Source organism: Nocardiopsis chromatogenes YIM 90109 (assembly GCF_000341185.1).
GTDB lineage: Bacteria > Actinomycetota > Actinomycetes > Streptosporangiales > Streptosporangiaceae > Nocardiopsis_A > Nocardiopsis_A chromatogenes.
Window position 1 is genome coordinate 1 of record NZ_ANBH01000087.1, and the last position, 16,395, is coordinate 16,395.

Genomic DNA, 16,395 nt, shown 5'->3' on the forward strand with positions numbered 1-16,395 from the left:
GCTTGATGTTGGCCGTCTCATCGTCCGACCCCGGCTGCACGTGCTGGCGGACGAAGGCCCGTACCAGGTCGTGCAGCCCATATCGATCGCCCTTGAGCTCCACCAGGTTCGCCGCCACGAGTTCCACTAGGGCACGGTCAGTGCGCGCCCCTTCGCCCGCTGCCCTCCCAAGATCCATCACGGCCTCCCAGGAGGCGGTGGGCCCAGGGTGGACGGTGAGCTGCCACAGCAGCAGCTTGGCCTCGTCACTGAGCACCCGCACGGAGCAGTTCAGCGCAGCACGGACCGACAGTTCGTGCTCAGGCAGATGCAGCGTATCCAGCTTCGCTCGTTCCCCCTTCATCTCCCGTACCAGGGCGCGGATAGTACGCAGCGGGCGCGCACCGCCCTTTAGAAGCTGGGCCACCACGGTGAGGGCCAGCGGCAGACGATCGCAGAGACGAACCAATTCTCTGAACTCATGGGCGTAGTGCGCCCGGTCTTTGGCCGATACCTCTTCCTGCAGCACCTCCAGGGCGTCTGCCTCTTGCAGTGGCTCCATCCTGCGGAACAGCACCTTTCTCTCGGACTGAAGGCGCAAGAGATCGTTGCGACTGGTGATGATCACGGCGCAGGTACCGTCTCCGGGGAGTAGCGGCAAGACCTGCTGAGCGTCGAACGCGTCGTCGAGGACGATGAGTACCGAGCGGTGAGCCAGTGCAGAACGCAGGGCGTGGCTTTTGCTCTCCGGTCCGGTCACCGTGGAGTAGGGCGGTAACGCAGCCAGGAACCCGTCCAGGACTTGGTCCGGGTCGGCAGGCCCCTCATCTCCGTCGGCGAATCCGTTCAGGTTCTTATAGAGCACCCCGTCGGGGAATCGCTCTCGCATCTGACGGCCGAGATAGTGGGCCACCGTGCTCTTCCCGACCCCTGCCATGCCACTGATGAGGACCAGTGCCAGGTTGCCGGAGTCCTGTTCCTCGCACACAGCATCGAAGAGGCTGCGGATCAGTCGGTCCTGCCCGAGCGGCCTGCGTCCGCCGCCGGGCAACTGGTCAGGCACGGGGGGCAGGAACATCCCGCCCGGTCGGCAGGTGGCTCCCCGGGCCACGTCGATGGCGCTCTGCACGTCGGCGTCCGGGCTACCGTTGCGCTGCGTCCACTCCTCGATGAGCCGTTCACGTCGGCCCTCAGGTAAGTCGGCGCGGGCGAGCAGGTAGAACCGGAAGACCTGAGGCAGGTTCGGCTCGCGCTTGAACCACTTCTCCGTCTCGTCGCGGAGCCACGTTCTCTTCCGGGACCTCCAGGCGGCGTCCATCCGGTCATACACGGCGGCCAGCAACTCGGCCCGCAACTCCTCCCGACGCAGATGGAAGCCGCTTCCGGTCAGCCCGCGTAGCGGTTCGTCGCCGTCCCATTCGTCCAGGGCCTCACTGAGTAGTTCGAATCGCTTGTGATGGTCCAGTTTTTCGGCTCTCGCGACCCGGTCGCGGAAGCGGAGCAGATCGACACTGCCCTCCGGCAGGTGGAGTGTGCAGTAACCCGATCTGCCCTGTGGCACGACCTCCCGGCCCAGTTGCTTCCGCAGATCGGAGACGGCACGGTCCACCAGGTGACCTGCGTTCTCATTGCCTTCCCAGAGGACTTCGGCGATCTTCGTCCTGGTACTCCGGCGGTCCGGTGATGTCACCAGGAGTGCGAACAGCGCGGCCGCCTTTGAACCTTCGGAGACCCTTCCGCCGCCGTCCCCTTGGGCTCTGACCGGGCCCAGCACGTCCCCCTCCAATGCCCTCCCTTTCTCCGTGATGGAAGCAGAGATCCGGCCCCGCGACGGCACCGCCTTCAGCCGCGCTGCGGTACGCCGTTTCACATGCGCTTGCTCCTTCATGCGTCCATGGCTCAGTTTTCCCTCAGTTTCCGCCCTGCAGGTCGCTCTCGACTCGGGCACCATGGCACCAGCCGTTCGCAGAAGCAGAATACTGCGGCGGAAACATGTAACGACCCATCTGGAAGGAACCACAGGTCCTGTGAACCACCGTAAGCGAAACCGTCGGGTCAGTCGTAAGCGCATGTCCTCGGGGTGGCCGCCGAGCGTCCGTCGACGGGCGGCCGATCGGATCGAGGGCACCACGTCGGCGGCCCCGCGTACCAAGCCGTCGACCGCCTCGCCTTCCGAGGCCGGCTGAGCTCAACGGCTCGTGGGCGCCCGTCCCGGGCGGGCGCCCACTCGCCTCGCCCCCTTGAACGCCTCCGATCGGCGAGATTCAGGCATTCCCGTACCTGTCACATGCTCGTGGCCGAAGACGGCATTTCCCGGTCGACATGACCAACACTGCCTACGTATGCGGCAAATGGGGTACCTGCAGGCGTTTGTGCTCCACCGATATATGGGTTGATGTGATCACCCCCGGTATTCACGCCCGTCCAGTAGCTCGACACCATCGGCACTCTCAACTCACAGAGAGGATGTTTCCTGATGCATCCGCGATCTAGCAGCGTGTTCGCCTCGGTGAGGCGGCACTTCCATGCCCCTTGGGTCGACAGCGCGGTCCTCCTGACCGTTCCTACGGACGCCGAGAGGGCGGAGCAGGTCGTGCTTACCGCTGCCGGGGCGCACGCGGCGCTGTACGGGAAGGGCTCCGCCCCGCAGTTCGCCGCCGCGGTCTGGAAGGAGGTGCTCCGAACTGCGCTGAGTGACAACACCTCACATGACACCGGGAAGCTCCTTCTGATCTGGCTGGCACTGCCCCGCTTGACCGGGACGGTCCACCGCGTCTGCGCCCGTCTGCGTGCCAATCGGTCGGATGTGGAGGCTGAGATGATCTTGGCCCTCCTGGAGGAACTGGCGGCCCCGGACGCCGCGAGCCGCCTCTCCGATCACTCCCTGATCTGCGCGGCGCGTACCAGGGCGTGGAACTACGCTCGCGACGGCCACCGGGAGCTCCCGTCCAGTCAGATCGAGAGCATCGCCCAGGACCGCGCGCTTACCGCGTCCGACGGGGAGGCTGGTGCTCCGCATGTGAAGGGCTTGGACGTGTGGGTCGACCGTCCGGACGCCCCGGACGGGTTGCGTGCCCCGCTGTGCTTCCGAGGGCGCCTGGAGTACCTCTGCGATGTTGCCTTCATCGACACCGACACCGGCACTGACGACAGGACGAGGAGGCGATCTATGCGCCACAATCTCCGTAAGAAGCGGCGGCCAGGACGCCGGGTGGGCCCCCGGCCGTTTCCCCCCAGGGGGAGGCGAGCATGAAGTACCCCGCGGAGGGCGGAATCAGCTTCACCGAGATGTTCGACCTGCCCGTGGTAGTGGACCTGCTGACGGCGGCCCGAGCGCTCGGGATCGGCCGGACAACCGCCTACCAACTGGTCCGCGACGACGAGTTCCCTTGTCCCGTCCTCCGTGTCGGAGGGAGGTACCGGGTTCCGACCAGCGGGTTGATGCACGTCCTCGGGATTGAGGATGGCCCGGTGTACAGCGTGGACCGGGAACCGGATGCGAACTCCTCGGGGACCGGCTTCTGACTAGAAAGATGGAGTGAGGCCCTCGTGTGCCCACCGGCGTGCGGCCCTGTGGTACCGGCCATGGGGCCGCACGGCGCTGCATGTCCCCGCTTTGCCTGATCCGTCGCCCGGTGGCGGACTGCTGGGCCGCCGTGCCCGGGTGATGGTGCGTAATGGGAGAGGCCTGATCGACCTAATGAGAACCCTCATAGCCGATTTGGGACACGGGGTTCGGGTTCCGTATTCCGAACGCGGGGAGACGACCTCCATACGCCGTTGAAGAACGAGGGCCAGGCGGTCGTAGGCGCGGTGTGGGTGGAGTGCCTCCCGGGGTACTCGGCGACCCGGGACCGGAATTGAAGAGGCGGACGCGCCGTCGGCCTCCCCGGTCGGCGTGACCGCCCCTCAGGCCGTCCGCCCGGTGTCTCCCCAGGCGAGCGGTGGGGCCCTACTTCTTGCTCTTGCGGGTCAGTACCGCCATGCACTCCACGTGGTGGGTCATCGGGAAGGCGTCGAACGCACGCAGGGCCGTCAGCTCGAAGCCGTTCTGCTCGAACGTCGCCAGGTCCCGGGCCAGGGTCGCCGGGTCGCAGGACACGTACGCCACGCGCTTTAGCCGCATGGACGCCAGCGTCTGCACCACGTCGCGCCCGGCGCCCGCGCGGGGCGGGTCCAGGACCGCGATGTCGGCGCGCAGGTCGGCCCACTCGCGCAGGTGGCCCTCGACGTCGCCGCCCTCGATGCGCACGTGCGGCAGGTCCTGAAGGTTGTACTGGGCGTCCCGGACCGCCTCGCGGCCGCCCTCGACGCCGAGCACGCGCCCCTCCAGGCCGACCGCCTCGCCCAGTGCCCCGGCGAACAGCCCCGCGCCGCAGTACAGGTCGAGCGCGGTCTGCCCCTCCTGGGGGTCCAGGGCCTCCAGCACGGCCTCCACCAGCGCGTCGGCGGCCGCGGGGTGCACCTGCCAGAAGCCGCCCGCCGACACCCGCCACTGGCGCCCGGCCGCCTCCTCGCGCAGACCCTTCTTGCCGCGCACCGCCTGGGTGCGGCCGCCCTTGAGGCGGCGCAGCACCGCCGCCGACGCCTCGGGCCGGGGCAGTTCGGGCAGGCGGGAGGCGCGCGGGGCCGCGATCACGGCGCGGTTGCCGCCGCTGGAGGCCACCGCCTCCACCTCGGACACCCCGGGCCAGGGCAGCCGGGTCACGCCCAGCGCCTCCACCTCGGGGTGGGCGATGCGGCAGCTGTCGATCGGCTCGATGTCGTGGGAGCGGTGGCGGCGCAGCCCCGCGCGGCCCTGCTCGTCGACCGCGTAGCGCACGCGGGTGCGCCAGCCCAGGCCGTCCGGCGCGCCGGGCAGCTCTTCCACGGTGACCTCGCGCTCGATCCCGGCGATGCGGCGCAGCTGGTCGGAGACCACCTGCCCCTTCAGGCGGCGCTGAGCCTCCAGCGAGGCGTGCTGCCAGTCGCACCCGCCGCACAGCCCCGGCCCGGCGTAGGGGCAGGGCGCCTCCACCCGGTCCGGCGAGGCCTCCAGCACCTCGACCGCCTCGGCGCGCAGGAAGCGCTTGGTCTCCTCGGTGACCCGGGCGACCACGAACTCGCCGGGAAGCGCGTGCCGTACGAAGACCACCAGCTCGTCGTGGCGGCCCACGCACCACCCGCCGTGGGCGACGCCGCCGTCCAGGCGCACGCGGATGCGGGAGCCGACGCGGCTGCGGGTTTCGGAAACGGGCACGGTCAGGGCACCTCCGGGGAGCGGGGATCGCACGGGCATCTCGTGGGTGACCGGTTCGGAGCCACCGCCCATCTGCGGCAACTCTAGCCGACCGGGCGCAGGGAGCGCGCCGCGCGAGACCGCGGGCCGCGCGGGTGTAGCGTCGCCTGAGTCCCGTCCGGACCGAGGCCAGGAGAGGGCACCGGCATGCACATCGTGATTCTGGGATGCGGGCGGGTGGGGTCCACCCTCGCCCACACGCTGGAGGACATGGGCCACACGGTCGCCGTGATCGACCGCGACCCCGAGGCCTTCCGGCGGTTGCGCCCCGGCACGGCGGGCGCGGCCGTGGAGGGCCTGGGCCACGACCGCGAGGTGCTGGTGAAGGCCGGCATCGAGGACGCCTCGGCGTTCGCCGCGGTCAGCAGCGGTGACAACTCCAACATCATCGCCGCGCGCGTGGCCTTGGAGACCTTCGGCGTGCGGCACGTGGTGGCGCGCATCTACGACCCCCGCCGCGCGCAGGTGTACCAGCGGCTGGGCATCCCCACGGTGGGCACCGTGCACTGGACGGCCGAGACGGTGCTGCGGCGGCTGGTGCCCGGCTCCGACGGCCTGGACCTGGGGCCGCTGTGGCGCGACCCGTCGGGCACGCTGGCCATGACCGAGGCCCCGCTGCCCCGGTCCTGGTACGGCAAGCGGGTGGAGCAGCTGGAGTCGGCCCTGCCCCTGCGCGTGGCCTACCTGGTGCGGGGCGGGGAGTTGGTGCTGCCCCGCGGCGACGAGACGCTCGGGGCCGGGGACGTGCTGCACGTGCTGGCGCGGGTGGGTGACCTGGAGTCGGTGCAGGAGCGCCTGTCGGGAGAGGAGTCCTGAGGATGCGGATCGCGATCGCGGGCGCGGGCGCAGTGGGGCGCTCCATCGCCGCCGAGATGTGCGCGGGGGGCCACGAGGTGCTGCTCATCGACCGCAGCGCCCGGGCCATCGACGTGGACGACCTGCCGGGCGCCGAGTGGCTGCTGGCCGACGCGTGCGAGCTGGCGTCGCTGGACAGCGCGCGGCTGGACGAGTTCGACGCCGCTGTCGCCGCCAGTGGCGACGACAAGGTGAACCTGGTGTTCTCGCTGCTGGCCAAGACCGAGTTCGGGGTCCCGCGGGTGATCGCCCGGGTGAACGACCCGCGGGACGAGTGGCTGTTCACCGACGCCTGGGGCGTGGACGCCGCGGTGTCCACGCCGCGGCTGATGGTGTCGCTCCTGGAGGGGACCCCGGACGGCCCCGGGGCGGACGGCGGAGACCCGGACGGGGCGGAGGCGTTCTCCCAGGCGTCGGGCGAGACGGACCTGCTGGAACTCACCCTGGAGGAGGGGTCGGCGTTCGTCGGTGGGCAGGCGGGCGCCCTGATGCCGCGCCTGCCCGAGGGCATCGTCCTGGTGGCGGTCGTGCGCGCGGGGGCGGTGGTCCCGCCGTCGCCGACGACGGAGCTGCGCGCGGGGGACGAGCTGGTGTTCCTGAGCAGCGCGGCGACGGTGGCGGCGCTCGACGAGCTGCTGGGCCCGGACGGGGACCGGACCGCGTGAGGCGCGGGCGGCCCCGCACCCGCTGAGGCGGTTGCGGGGCCGGGGCCCGGCGCCGACCGCGCGCTGCGCCCTCCGCAGGGCAGCGGGGCGCACGAAGGCCGTGCACCGGTTCCGCTCCTGCCCGGAGGGCCGTCCGTTCCGCCCGCGGCCGTTCCGGCCGGGGTGCGCCCCTCGGGCCGCGTCCTCCCGGGTGCCCTCTCCGGCCGGCGGGCCTCGCCGCCGGGGCGTCACGAGCACGGTTCGAGCGTCATGACCTCCAGTTCGATCCCGGGATCGCCCTCGACCGTGAGCCACTCCTCGTCGGCCACCGCGTTCTCCTCGGTCGCGAACCAGGGCGTTTCGAGAATGTCCGTGGCCTCGGCCATGTGCCGCTGGGTGATCTCGACGCCCAGCAGGGCGGTCGCCTCCGCCACGGTGGTGGCCGGGTCGACCAGCGCCTCCCAGTGCTCGTCGAGGACCGCGGCGACCTCCTCGTCCGGGGTGTCCAGCATGCCCAGCGCGGTCGCCACGTCCCAACTCGGGGGGCGTTCGAGCTCCAGCGGGAGGTAGTCCCGCAGCGCCTGCCTCTCGTTCTCGGCGCCCTGCACCATCAGCCACAGCATCACCGGGTTGCGCGCCTGCCCGTGCAGCGTGCACTGCTCCGGCGACAGGCTCTCCGGGGCGCCCACCGCGGCCAGGGCGATGGAGTTGGCCAGCCGGGCACGGGACCGGTCGCCGGTCGTGGTCCACGCCGGGTCCGTGTACACCACCCCGTCCCGGAGCTGTCCCGACTCGTTGACGATCGGTCCCTCACCGGCGTACGTGCTCTGCTGAACGGTCGGCAGGCCCTCCCGTGCGCGCTCGGGCACCGCGGCGGCCACCGGCTCACCGGCCCGCTGCCAGATGGGGAACCAGGACTCGTAGGTCTCGTACCCGCAGTACTCCAGGATCAGCTCCTCGCACACCCGGTCGGGCACCGGCCCGATCGCGGCCGTCCACTCGCCCTCCAGCAGGGTGTCGCGCACGCGGGTCTCCATCCGCTCGATCTGGGCGTAGGTGCCCACCGCCGCCGCGGCGAAGACCGCGGTCGACGCCGCGGCGGCCAGGCGCACGCGGCCGCGCCGCCGCTCGGCACGGATCAGCGCCAGGCCGCACCCGATGGCGGTCAGCAGCGCCAGGAAGCCCAGGTGCCCGGGGACCATGCTCCAGATGCCCGGCGAGTAGGAGCCGGTGGGCATCAGCATCTCCCAGGCGAACAGGAACACCCCCTCGACCATGCTCCGGCCGGGGACGGGGGGCAGGTCGATCGCCAGTGTCCAGACCAGGCGGTAGACCGGTACGGCGGTGACGAGCAGCGCGGGCAGCGCCCACGAGGGGCACCACATCCCCAGCGCCACGCCGCCCGCGGCGGCGGCGGCGCCCACCCCCGAAGGGATAACCAGCGCCAAGGGGGCGAGCACCCCGGCGATCTCCGTCCCCGACCAGGGCCGCATCGCCAGGACCCCGGTCGGCACCAGGGCGAGCGCCCCCACGGCCACCGCCGCCGCCAGCAGCGCGGCCAGCCGCAGCCGGGCGGAGAGCGGCAGCGCCAAGTCGGCCCCGAAGCGCCGCTCCCGCGAACCGGGGAAGAAGGCGGCCACGAACGCCCCCGCCGCCGCGTACGGGGCGTTGTTGATCATGCTGTCGACGACCCCGCCCCAGTCCATCATGACCGCGGTGGCCTGGTTCGACCACTGTTCCCAGGCGCCGTAGGCCACGGCGACCAGGAGCAGCGGGTTGCGCAGCATCCGCCAGAACTCCAGCCGCGCGAGCGCGGCGAACGCCCGGGCCCTCACCCGCGCTCCGTGGTGAACAGCAGGTAGCCGTCCTCCAGGGTGGGTTCGACCGGGTGGGCCTCGCCCGCGTCCGCGGGCGGGTCGGCCGCCTCGGGGGTGAGCACCCGGTACCGCCCGTCCGGCCCGCGCCAGGCGGTGGCCGCGTCCCGGGGCCGCTTGGCCGCGGACCAGACCCGGCCGCGCGCGTGCCCGGCCAGCTCGCCGGGCGAGCCGTCGAAGACCAGCCGCCCGGCGTCCAGCACCAGCACGCGGGAGCACAGCGCCCCCACGTCCTCGATCTGGTGGGTGGACAGCACGGCGCCGCGGTCATGGGTGAACTCCGAGACCAGGTCGCGGAAGCGGATGCGCTGTTCGGGGTCGAGCCCGATGGTGGGCTCGTCGAGCAGCAGCAGCCGGGGCTCGCCCAGCAGGGCGCAGGCCAGCGCCAGGCGCTGGCGCATGCCCCCGGACAGGCGCCGCACCCGGCTGTGCCGCCGGTCGTACAGGCCCACCGCGTCCAGCACCCGGCGCACCTCGTCGTGCCGGGCCCGGCGCCCTCCCAGCTCCTTGAGCACCGCGATGTAGTCGACCAGGGAGAAGGCGGTGAAGTGCGGGTACAGCGCGGGGTTCTGCGGCAGGTGCCCGATACCGCGCCGGATGCGGGTGCGCCCCGATGCGGTCAGCGGGGAGGAGCCCAGCACCTCCAGGTCGCCGCCGCCGGGGTCCAGGTCGGTGGCCAGGCAGCGCAGCAGGGTGGTCTTGCCCGCACCGTTGCGGCCCAGCAGCCCGGTCACGCCGGGGCCGATGTCCAGGTCGATGCCTGCCAGGGCGCTGCGCAGCCCGAAGCGCTTGGTCAGGCCGCGCGCGCTCACCAGGCTGCCGGTGCCGGTGCCGGTGCCACCGCCACCGCCGGCGCCGGCGGCGCCCCGGGCCTCGGCGCCCGGGCGGTCTCCGGTCGCCGCGGTCATGCGCGCACCGTCCGCAGCAGGGGGTGGGCGGCAAGCAGCGCGGCCAGGGCGACCGCCCAGAACAGCTGGGCCGGGGGACCGAACAGGTGCACCGTGTTCCAGGTGCGCACCAGCTCGGCCCCGGCGAGCGCGGCCATCCAGCCCCCGGCCAGCAGGGCGCTGGAGGCGCTCAGCGGGATCCACCGGGTCAGCGCCAGCGACGCCGCCACCAGGGTGAGCGAGGGCAGCAGCCAGGAGGCGGGCGCCCAGGCCGGGCCGAAGGAGGGCAGCAGCAGCGCCGCGCCCGCGCACAGGGCCACCGCCGGGACCAGCACCGCGAGCGAGCGCAGGAACAGCAGCCGCTGGCCGCCCATGGGGGTGGTGGAGGTGAAGGCGTGCGCCGGGTCGACGCGGCGCCCGTAGGCCAGGGCGACCCCCGCAAGTGGCAGCACCGGCGCCAGGTACAGGAACAGCAGGGCGCCGCCGCGCACGGTGTGCGCCGCGAACAGGGCGCACACCAGGACGGCGACGGTGGCCGCCAGCCAGGCCCGGTACAGCCGCGGGGTGGCGGCCAGCAGGCGCGCCTTGTCCTCGGACACGCCCACCGCGCTCAGCAGCCGCTCCAGCGGGCCGCGGCGGGGCCGGTCGACGAGGTCGCGAAGGTCGGTCCAGCTCGCCGCGAGCCAGGCCTCGTCGGCGGGCAGCGCGGACCGGCAGGCGGGGCAGTGCACCAGGTGCGCCTCGGCCGACATGACGGCAACGTCGTCGGCGCTCCCGCGCGCGTAGGCCTCCAGTTGCCTCGGGGTCAGGTGCCAGGTCATACCAGCTGCTCCCGGAGTCGGGCCTTGGCCCGCATGACGCGGGTCTTGACGGTCCCCTCGGGCACGCCGAGGAGCTGGGCGGCCTCGCGGACGGTGAGCCCGTCCAGCACGGTGGCCTGTATGGCCGTGCGCAGCTCGGGGGAGAGGGAGTCGAGCGCCTGGCCGAGGGGGCCGTGCTCGACCCGGGTGAGCACCAGGTCCTCCGCCGAAGCGTCGCCGATGGTCTCGTAGGGGGCGGGGTCGGTGTCGGCGATCCACTGGTTGGCCCGCCGCCGGAGCTGGGAGATGAGCTGGCGGATGGCGATGGTCCAGAACCAGGCGGCCGCGTCCCCGTCGGCCGTGCGCGCGGTGAAGGACCCGGCGTTCTTCCAGACGGCGAGGAAGGTCTCCTGCAGGGCGGCGTCGACCAGGTCCGGGTCGGAGGACCGGTAGCGCAGCCGCGCCCGCAGCCAGGGGGCGTGCCTGCGGTGCAGGGCCTCCAGGGCTCCGGTGGCCCCGTCGGCGACGGCCGCGAGCAGGGCGGCGTCGCTCCCGTCGGGGTCGAAGGGGGGCGGGTGCTTCGCGCGTCTGAACAGCTTCACGGTGGTCCTATCGCGGCCGCGGGGCGGAACGGTTCCGCGGCGCGGGTAGCGAGGGTACCCCGGTCACGGGCGTCTCAGGCCGCCTTCTCGATGCCCTCGACGGCGTCCGGCACCTCCTCGGGGCCGCCGTGGGGCTCCTCGTCGCCGCACTCGGCGTAGCCCTCCGGCCACAGGGCCACCACGACGGCGACGCCGGGTTCGGGGACGAACACGGCCTCGGAGCCGCTGTAGTAGCCGTCGCCGCCCGGCAGCTCCTCGGGGGGCTCCATGAACCGGTCGTCCCTGGGCGGGTCCAGGGCCGAGAAGTAGGCGTCGGTGAACGCCTCGCTGCGGTCGATCCGGATCTCCATGTCGGAGTCCCAGTCCGTGTAGGTCTCCTCCGCGCCGTCGTACAGGTCGGTGGCGATCTCCACCTCGTCGTGGAGCCACACCCGCAGGGTGGAGCCGTAGTCCTCGGGTGCGCCGACGTCCTCGGGGAGTTCACCGCCTTCGTCGTCGTACTCGGCGTCGAACCCGTCGTACCGGGCGGGGTCCATGTCGTAGGGGCGGTCGCCGACGCGGTCGGGATCGCGGCCGACCGTGTCGCCGTCGAGTGGGCCGTCCGCGGGGGGTGAGGCCCCGCTCCTCAAGGTGGTCCCCGGCCTCGGCGGCGGGAACCGTGCGGGTGCGGCCCGTGCATTCGCCGCTGTCGCCTCTTCCTGATCCGTCGGCGAACGCGCCGCCGAAGGGGGCAGGGCCGCACTCGTCACGGCGGCGGAGACGGCGGCCCCGTCGGCGGCGGCGAGCACGGTGGATCGGTTGACGGCCTTAGGTGTGCTCCCGGCCGGGTAGAGGGATGCTTCGGAGCGGTCATCGCGCGGGGCTCTGCGGGCGGTTCGCCGGGGACGGGCGATTGGCCGGGTACGGCCAGGGGAACGGCCGGTGACAACCGTGTGGGGCGCGCGGCGCGTTACCCAGGGCGCCGCAAGGGGGGAACAATGGGGCGTATGCGCTTGAGGATCTTTACCGAGCCGCAGCAGGGCGCCTCCTACGACACCCTGCTGACGGTCGCCAAGGCGGCCGAGGAGCTTCGGTTCGACGCTTTTTTCCGTTCCGACCATTACCTGAAGATGGGCGACGTGGACGGCCTGCCCGGCCCCACCGACGCCTGGATCACCCTGGCCGGACTGGCCCGGGAGACCTCCCGGATCCGCCTGGGCACGCTGATGACGGCGGCGACGTTCCGCCACCCCGGCCCGCTGGCGATCAGCGTGGCGCAGGTGGACCGGATGAGCGGCGGCCGGGTCGAGTTCGGTTTCGGCGCCGGGTGGTACGAGGCCGAGCACTCGGCCTACGGCATCCCCTTCCCGGCGTCGGCGCGCGAGCGCTTCGACCGGTACGAGGAGCAGCTGGACGTCATCACCGGGCTGTGGTCCACCCCGCCGGGGGAGTCCTTCCGGTATGAGGGGCGCCACTACCGGCTCACCGAGGGCCCGGCGCTGCCCAAGCCGATGCAGGCCCCGCGCCCGCCGGTGCTGATCGGCGGCACCGGCCCCAAGCGCACGCCGCGCCTGGCGGCGGCGCACGCCGACGAGTACAACGTGCCGTTCAACTCGGTGGAGGACACGGCGGCGGCGTTCGGGCGCACCCGGGACGCGGTCGCGGCCTCCGGGCGCACCGCGCCGATGGTCTACTCCGCGGCGCAGGTGCTGTGCTGCGGCCGGGACGACGCCGAGGTGGCGCGGCGCGCCGAGGCGATCGGGCGGGACGTGGAGGAGCTGAAGGCCAACGGGTTGGCCGGGACCCCGGAGGAAGTCGTCGACAAGCTCGGCGGGTTCGCCGGGATCGGCGCCGAGCGGATGTACCTTCAGGTCCTGGACCTGTCCGACCTGGACCACCTGGAGCTGGTGGCCGAGAAGGTCGCCCCTCAGGTGGCGTGAGGGGACGGGGCGCGGCGTGCCCGGCGCGCCGCGGGCCCGCCTTCCGGGCCCGCCTTCCGGGCGGGCCGGTGCGGGAGGGCCGCGCCCCGCCCAGGTAACTTGATATCGAGATAACCGTTCGATACCTTGATGTCGAGATAACCGTCGCACGGCGTGCGCGCCTCATCGCCCGACGGCGCGCGCGGCCGCGGCGGCGCACGGGGCCCGCGCCCGTCGGCGGGGGCGCGTGCCGGGGCGTCGGCGCCGGTGGGACGGTGTTTCTCGGAGGGGCCCAAGGCGAATACGCCTCCGCACCAGGGGCGCGGAACCGAGGGCGGCCTCAGTGATCTCCCGGCCCTCCCGTGCGGGAGGATGGGCGGGAGAAAGTGGCGAGATCAGGAGGCAGAATCCGTGTCCGCGAACAGCTTCGGCAGCCGTGACACGCTCAGTGTCGGCGGCGAGTCGTACGAGATCTACCGTCTGGACGCCGTCAAGGGCTCTGGGCGGCTCCCCTACAGCCTGAAGGTTCTCCTGGAGAACCTTCTGCGCACCGAGGACGGGGCCAACGTCACCGCAGAGCACATCCGCGCGCTCGGCGAGTGGGACCCCAAGGCCAAGCCGAGCCAGGAGATCCAGTTCACCCCCGCCCGGGTGATCATGCAGGACTTCACCGGCGTGCCCTGCGTCGTCGACCTCGCCACCATGCGCGAGGCCGTCAAGGAGATGGGCGGCGACACCGACAAGATCAACCCGCTGGCCCCGGCCGAGCTGGTGATCGACCACTCCGTCGTCGTCGACCTGTTCGGGCGGCCCGACGCCTTCGAGCGCAACGTCGAGATCGAGTACCAGCGCAACGGCGAGCGCTACAAGTTCCTGCGCTGGGGCCAGACCGCCTTCGACGAGTTCAAGGTCGTCCCGCCCGGCACCGGCATCGTGCACCAGGCCAACATCGAGCACCTGGCCCGCGTCACCATGAACCGCAACGGGCAGGCCTACCCGGACACCTGCGTGGGCACCGACTCCCACACCACGATGCAGAACGGCCTGGGCATCCTGGGGTGGGGCGTCGGCGGCATCGAGGCCGAGGCCGCCATGCTCGGCCAGCCGATCTCCATGCTCATCCCGCGCGTGGTCGGCTTCAAGCTCACCGGTCGGCTCAACCCCGGCACCACCGCCACCGACCTGGTGCTCACCATCACCGAGATGCTCCGCGAGCACGGCGTGGTCGGCAAGTTCGTCGAGTTCTACGGCGAGGGTGTGGCCTCGGTGCCGCTGGCCAACCGCGCCACCATCGGCAACATGAGCCCGGAGTTCGGCTCCACCGCGGCGATCTTCCCGATCGACGCCGAGACCATCCGCTACATGCGGCTCACCGGCCGCCCCGAGGCCCAGACCGCGCTGGTCGAGGCCTACGCCAAGGAGCAGGGGCTGTGGCTGGACCCGGAGAGCGAGCCGGAGTTCTCCGAGTACCTGGAGCTGGACCTGGGCGACGTCGTGCCGTCCATCGCCGGCCCCAAGCGCCCGCAGGACCGCATCTCGCTGTCGGAGGCCAAGCACACCTGGCGCCGCGACGTGAAGAACTACGTCGAGGACGCCACCGAGGAGGCGGGCGAGGAGTCCTTCCCGGCCTCCGACGCCCCCGCGCAGGCGGCCAACGGCCGCCCGCACAAGCCGGTCAAGGTCACCATGGCCGACGGCACCGAGACCGAGGTCGACCACGGCGCCGTGGTGATCGCCGCGATCACCTCGTGCACCAACACCTCCAACCCCTCGGTCATGCTGGGCGCCGCCCTGCTGGCCAAGAAGGCGGTGGAGCGCGGCCTGAACCGCAAGCCCTGGGTCAAGACGTCGCTGGCGCCCGGCTCCAAGGTCGTCACCGACTACTTCGAGCGCTCGGGCCTGACGCCCTACCTCGACAAGCTCGGGTTCAACCTGGTCGGCTACGGCTGCACCACCTGCATCGGCAACTCCGGCCCGCTGCCCGAGGAGATCTCCAAGGCGGTGCAGGACGGGGACCTGGCGGTCACCTCGGTGCTCTCGGGCAACCGCAACTTCGAGGGCCGCATCAACCCCGACGTCAAGATGAACTACCTGGCCTCCCCGCCGCTGGTGGTCGCCTACGCGCTGGCCGGGTCCATGGACGTGGACATCACCACCGAGCCGCTGGGCACCGACAGCGAGGGCAAGCCGGTCTACCTCAGCGAGCTCTGGCCCGCGCCCGAGGAGATCCAGGAGGTCATCGACTCGGCGATCGCCTCGGACATGTACACCTCGGCCTACTCCGACGTGTTCGCCGGCGACGAGCGGTGGCGCTCCCTGCCCACCCCGACCGGCAGCACCTTCGAGTGGGAGGACACCTCCACCTACGTGCGCAAGCCCCCCTACTTCGAGGGCATGGGCACCACGCCGGAGCCGGTCGGCGACATCTCCGGCGCCCGCGTGCTGGCCAAGCTGGGCGACTCGGTCACCACCGACCACATCTCCCCGGCCGGCGCCATCAAGCCGGGCACCCCGGCCGCGCAGTACCTGGAGGCCAACGGGGTCCAGCGCAAGGACTTCAACTCCTACGGGTCGCGCCGCGGCAACCACGAGGTGATGATCCGCGGCACGTTCGCCAACATCCGCCTGCGCAACCAGATCGCGCCGGGCACCGAGGGCGGCTACACCCGCGACTTCACCCAGGCCGAGAACGCCGCCGACGCCCCGGTGACGTTCATCTACGACGCCGCGCAGAACTACGCCGCGCAGGGCACCCCGCTGGTCGTGCTGGGCGGCAAGGAGTACGGTTCGGGCTCCTCGCGCGACTGGGCCGCCAAGGGCACCCGCCTGCTGGGCGTGCAGGCCGTCATCGCCGAGTCGTTCGAGCGCATCCACCGCTCCAACCTGATCGGCATGGGCGTGCTGCCGCTGCAGTTCCCCGAGGGCCGGTCGGCCGACTCGCTGGGCCTGACCGGTGAGGAGACCTTCTCCATCTCCGGCGTCACCGAGCTCAACGAGGGCCGCATCCCGGCCACGGTGAAGGTGACCACCGACACCGGCGTCGAGTTCGACGCCGTGGTGCGCATCGACACCCCCGGGGAGGCCGACTACTACCGCAACGGCGGCATCCTGCAGTTCGTGCTGCGCCAGCTCATCGCGAAGTAGCCCGAAAGGCGCGTTCGGGCGGGCGCTCCGAGCCCGCCCGCAGGGCACCACAGGCCTCCGGCCCTCTCGCCGGGGCCGGTCCCCCGGAACCGGCGACCCCGCCCGGGGACAGGAGGTGAAGGCCGCCGCCGTCCAGGAGACGGCGGCGGCCTTCTCGTGTCCCGGCGGCCCTGTGGCCGATGGCGCCGGTCCCGGGGGACCCGGAGGTCGGGGCTCGGGAGGAACGGCCCCGCAGGCGCGGATTCCGGGCCTTTCCTCCCGATCGCCCGGGTCCTCCCGAGGCCGACGAGCAATCCGAGGGGCCGAATCCGGGACCGCGCAATCCGGGAGATCCGGAACACCGATACCCTCGTCCCCATGCGTGACCTCCCCCGACGCCGATCCGGGCCCCGGCGGTTCCTGCGGCCCCTGGCGGCGGGCCTCCCCGCCGCGGC

General features: G+C 72.3%; 13 protein-coding genes. 6 read left to right on the forward strand and 7 right to left on the reverse strand.

What is annotated here, in order from left to right; translation table 11 throughout:
* Positions 1-1,867: AfsR/SARP family transcriptional regulator (locus tag D476_RS0108820; protein ID WP_239648642.1), on the reverse strand; the 1,867-nt coding region annotated here is incomplete at its 3' end.
* A gap of 588 nt (positions 1,868-2,455) precedes the next feature.
* On the opposite strand from D476_RS0108820, the gene D476_RS0108825 reads away from it, so the two are divergent.
* Both D476_RS0108825 and D476_RS0108830 read left to right on the forward strand, forming a co-directional pair.
* Positions 2,456-3,232: a hypothetical protein gene (locus D476_RS0108825; RefSeq protein ID WP_152529284.1), complete on the forward strand. Its 777-nt coding sequence runs from the start codon at positions 2,456-2,458 to the stop codon at positions 3,230-3,232.
* A complete protein-coding gene (locus D476_RS0108830) occupies positions 3,229-3,504 on the forward strand; it encodes a helix-turn-helix domain-containing protein (RefSeq protein ID WP_017623582.1) in 276 nt (91 codons plus the stop codon). The genes D476_RS0108825 and D476_RS0108830 overlap by 4 nt, the downstream gene beginning before the upstream one ends.
* Before the next feature lie 427 nt (positions 3,505-3,931).
* Here D476_RS0108830 and D476_RS0108835 read toward each other — a convergent pair whose 3' ends face one another.
* A complete protein-coding gene (locus tag D476_RS0108835; protein ID WP_394296926.1) occupies positions 3,932-5,257 on the reverse strand; it encodes a class I SAM-dependent RNA methyltransferase in 1,326 nt (441 codons plus the stop codon).
* A gap of 147 nt (positions 5,258-5,404) precedes the next feature.
* Here D476_RS0108835 and D476_RS0108840 point away from each other — a divergent pair, with 147 nt between their 5' ends.
* The gene (locus D476_RS0108840) at positions 5,405-6,073 is read left to right on the forward strand and encodes a potassium channel family protein (RefSeq protein WP_017623584.1); all 669 of its coding nucleotides are present in this window, start codon (positions 5,405-5,407) and stop codon (positions 6,071-6,073) included.
* A gap of 2 nt (positions 6,074-6,075) precedes the next feature.
* The gene (locus tag D476_RS0108845) at positions 6,076-6,777 is read left to right on the forward strand and encodes a potassium channel family protein (protein WP_017623585.1); all 702 of its coding nucleotides are present in this window, start codon (positions 6,076-6,078) and stop codon (positions 6,775-6,777) included.
* A gap of 227 nt (positions 6,778-7,004) precedes the next feature.
* Here D476_RS0108845 and D476_RS0108850 read toward each other — a convergent pair whose 3' ends face one another.
* From D476_RS0108850 to D476_RS0108870, 5 genes are all read right to left on the reverse strand, one after another.
* Positions 7,005-8,591 carry a hypothetical protein gene (locus D476_RS0108850; RefSeq protein WP_017623586.1) on the reverse strand — a complete coding sequence of 529 codons (1,587 nt, stop codon included), beginning with the start codon at positions 8,589-8,591 and terminating at the stop codon, positions 7,005-7,007.
* Complete coding sequence (locus D476_RS0108855; protein ID WP_017623587.1) at positions 8,588-9,538, reverse strand: ATP-binding cassette domain-containing protein; 951 nt, start codon at positions 9,536-9,538, stop codon at positions 8,588-8,590. The genes D476_RS0108850 and D476_RS0108855 overlap by 4 nt, the downstream gene beginning before the upstream one ends.
* Positions 9,535-10,338, reverse strand: coding sequence for a hypothetical protein (locus tag D476_RS0108860; RefSeq protein ID WP_017623588.1), 804 nt, complete (start codon positions 10,336-10,338; stop codon positions 9,535-9,537). Before D476_RS0108860 ends, D476_RS0108855 begins: the two co-directional genes overlap by 4 nt.
* Positions 10,335-10,919, reverse strand: a complete 585-nt coding sequence (locus D476_RS0108865; protein WP_017623589.1) for an RNA polymerase sigma factor — start codon at positions 10,917-10,919, stop codon at positions 10,335-10,337. The genes D476_RS0108860 and D476_RS0108865 overlap by 4 nt, the downstream gene beginning before the upstream one ends.
* Before the next feature lie 74 nt (positions 10,920-10,993).
* On the reverse strand, positions 10,994-11,548 hold the full coding sequence (locus D476_RS0108870) for a hypothetical protein (protein WP_017623590.1): 555 nt from the start codon (positions 11,546-11,548) through the stop codon (positions 10,994-10,996).
* A 357-nt stretch (positions 11,549-11,905) separates the two neighbouring features.
* On the opposite strand from D476_RS0108870, the gene D476_RS0108875 reads away from it, so the two are divergent.
* A complete protein-coding gene (locus D476_RS0108875) occupies positions 11,906-12,838 on the forward strand; it encodes an LLM class F420-dependent oxidoreductase (RefSeq protein WP_017623591.1) in 933 nt (310 codons plus the stop codon).
* A 390-nt stretch (positions 12,839-13,228) separates the two neighbouring features.
* A complete protein-coding gene (gene acnA, locus D476_RS0108880) occupies positions 13,229-15,961 on the forward strand; it encodes an aconitate hydratase AcnA (protein ID WP_017623592.1) in 2,733 nt (910 codons plus the stop codon).
* Positions 15,962-16,395 lie beyond the last annotated feature (434 nt).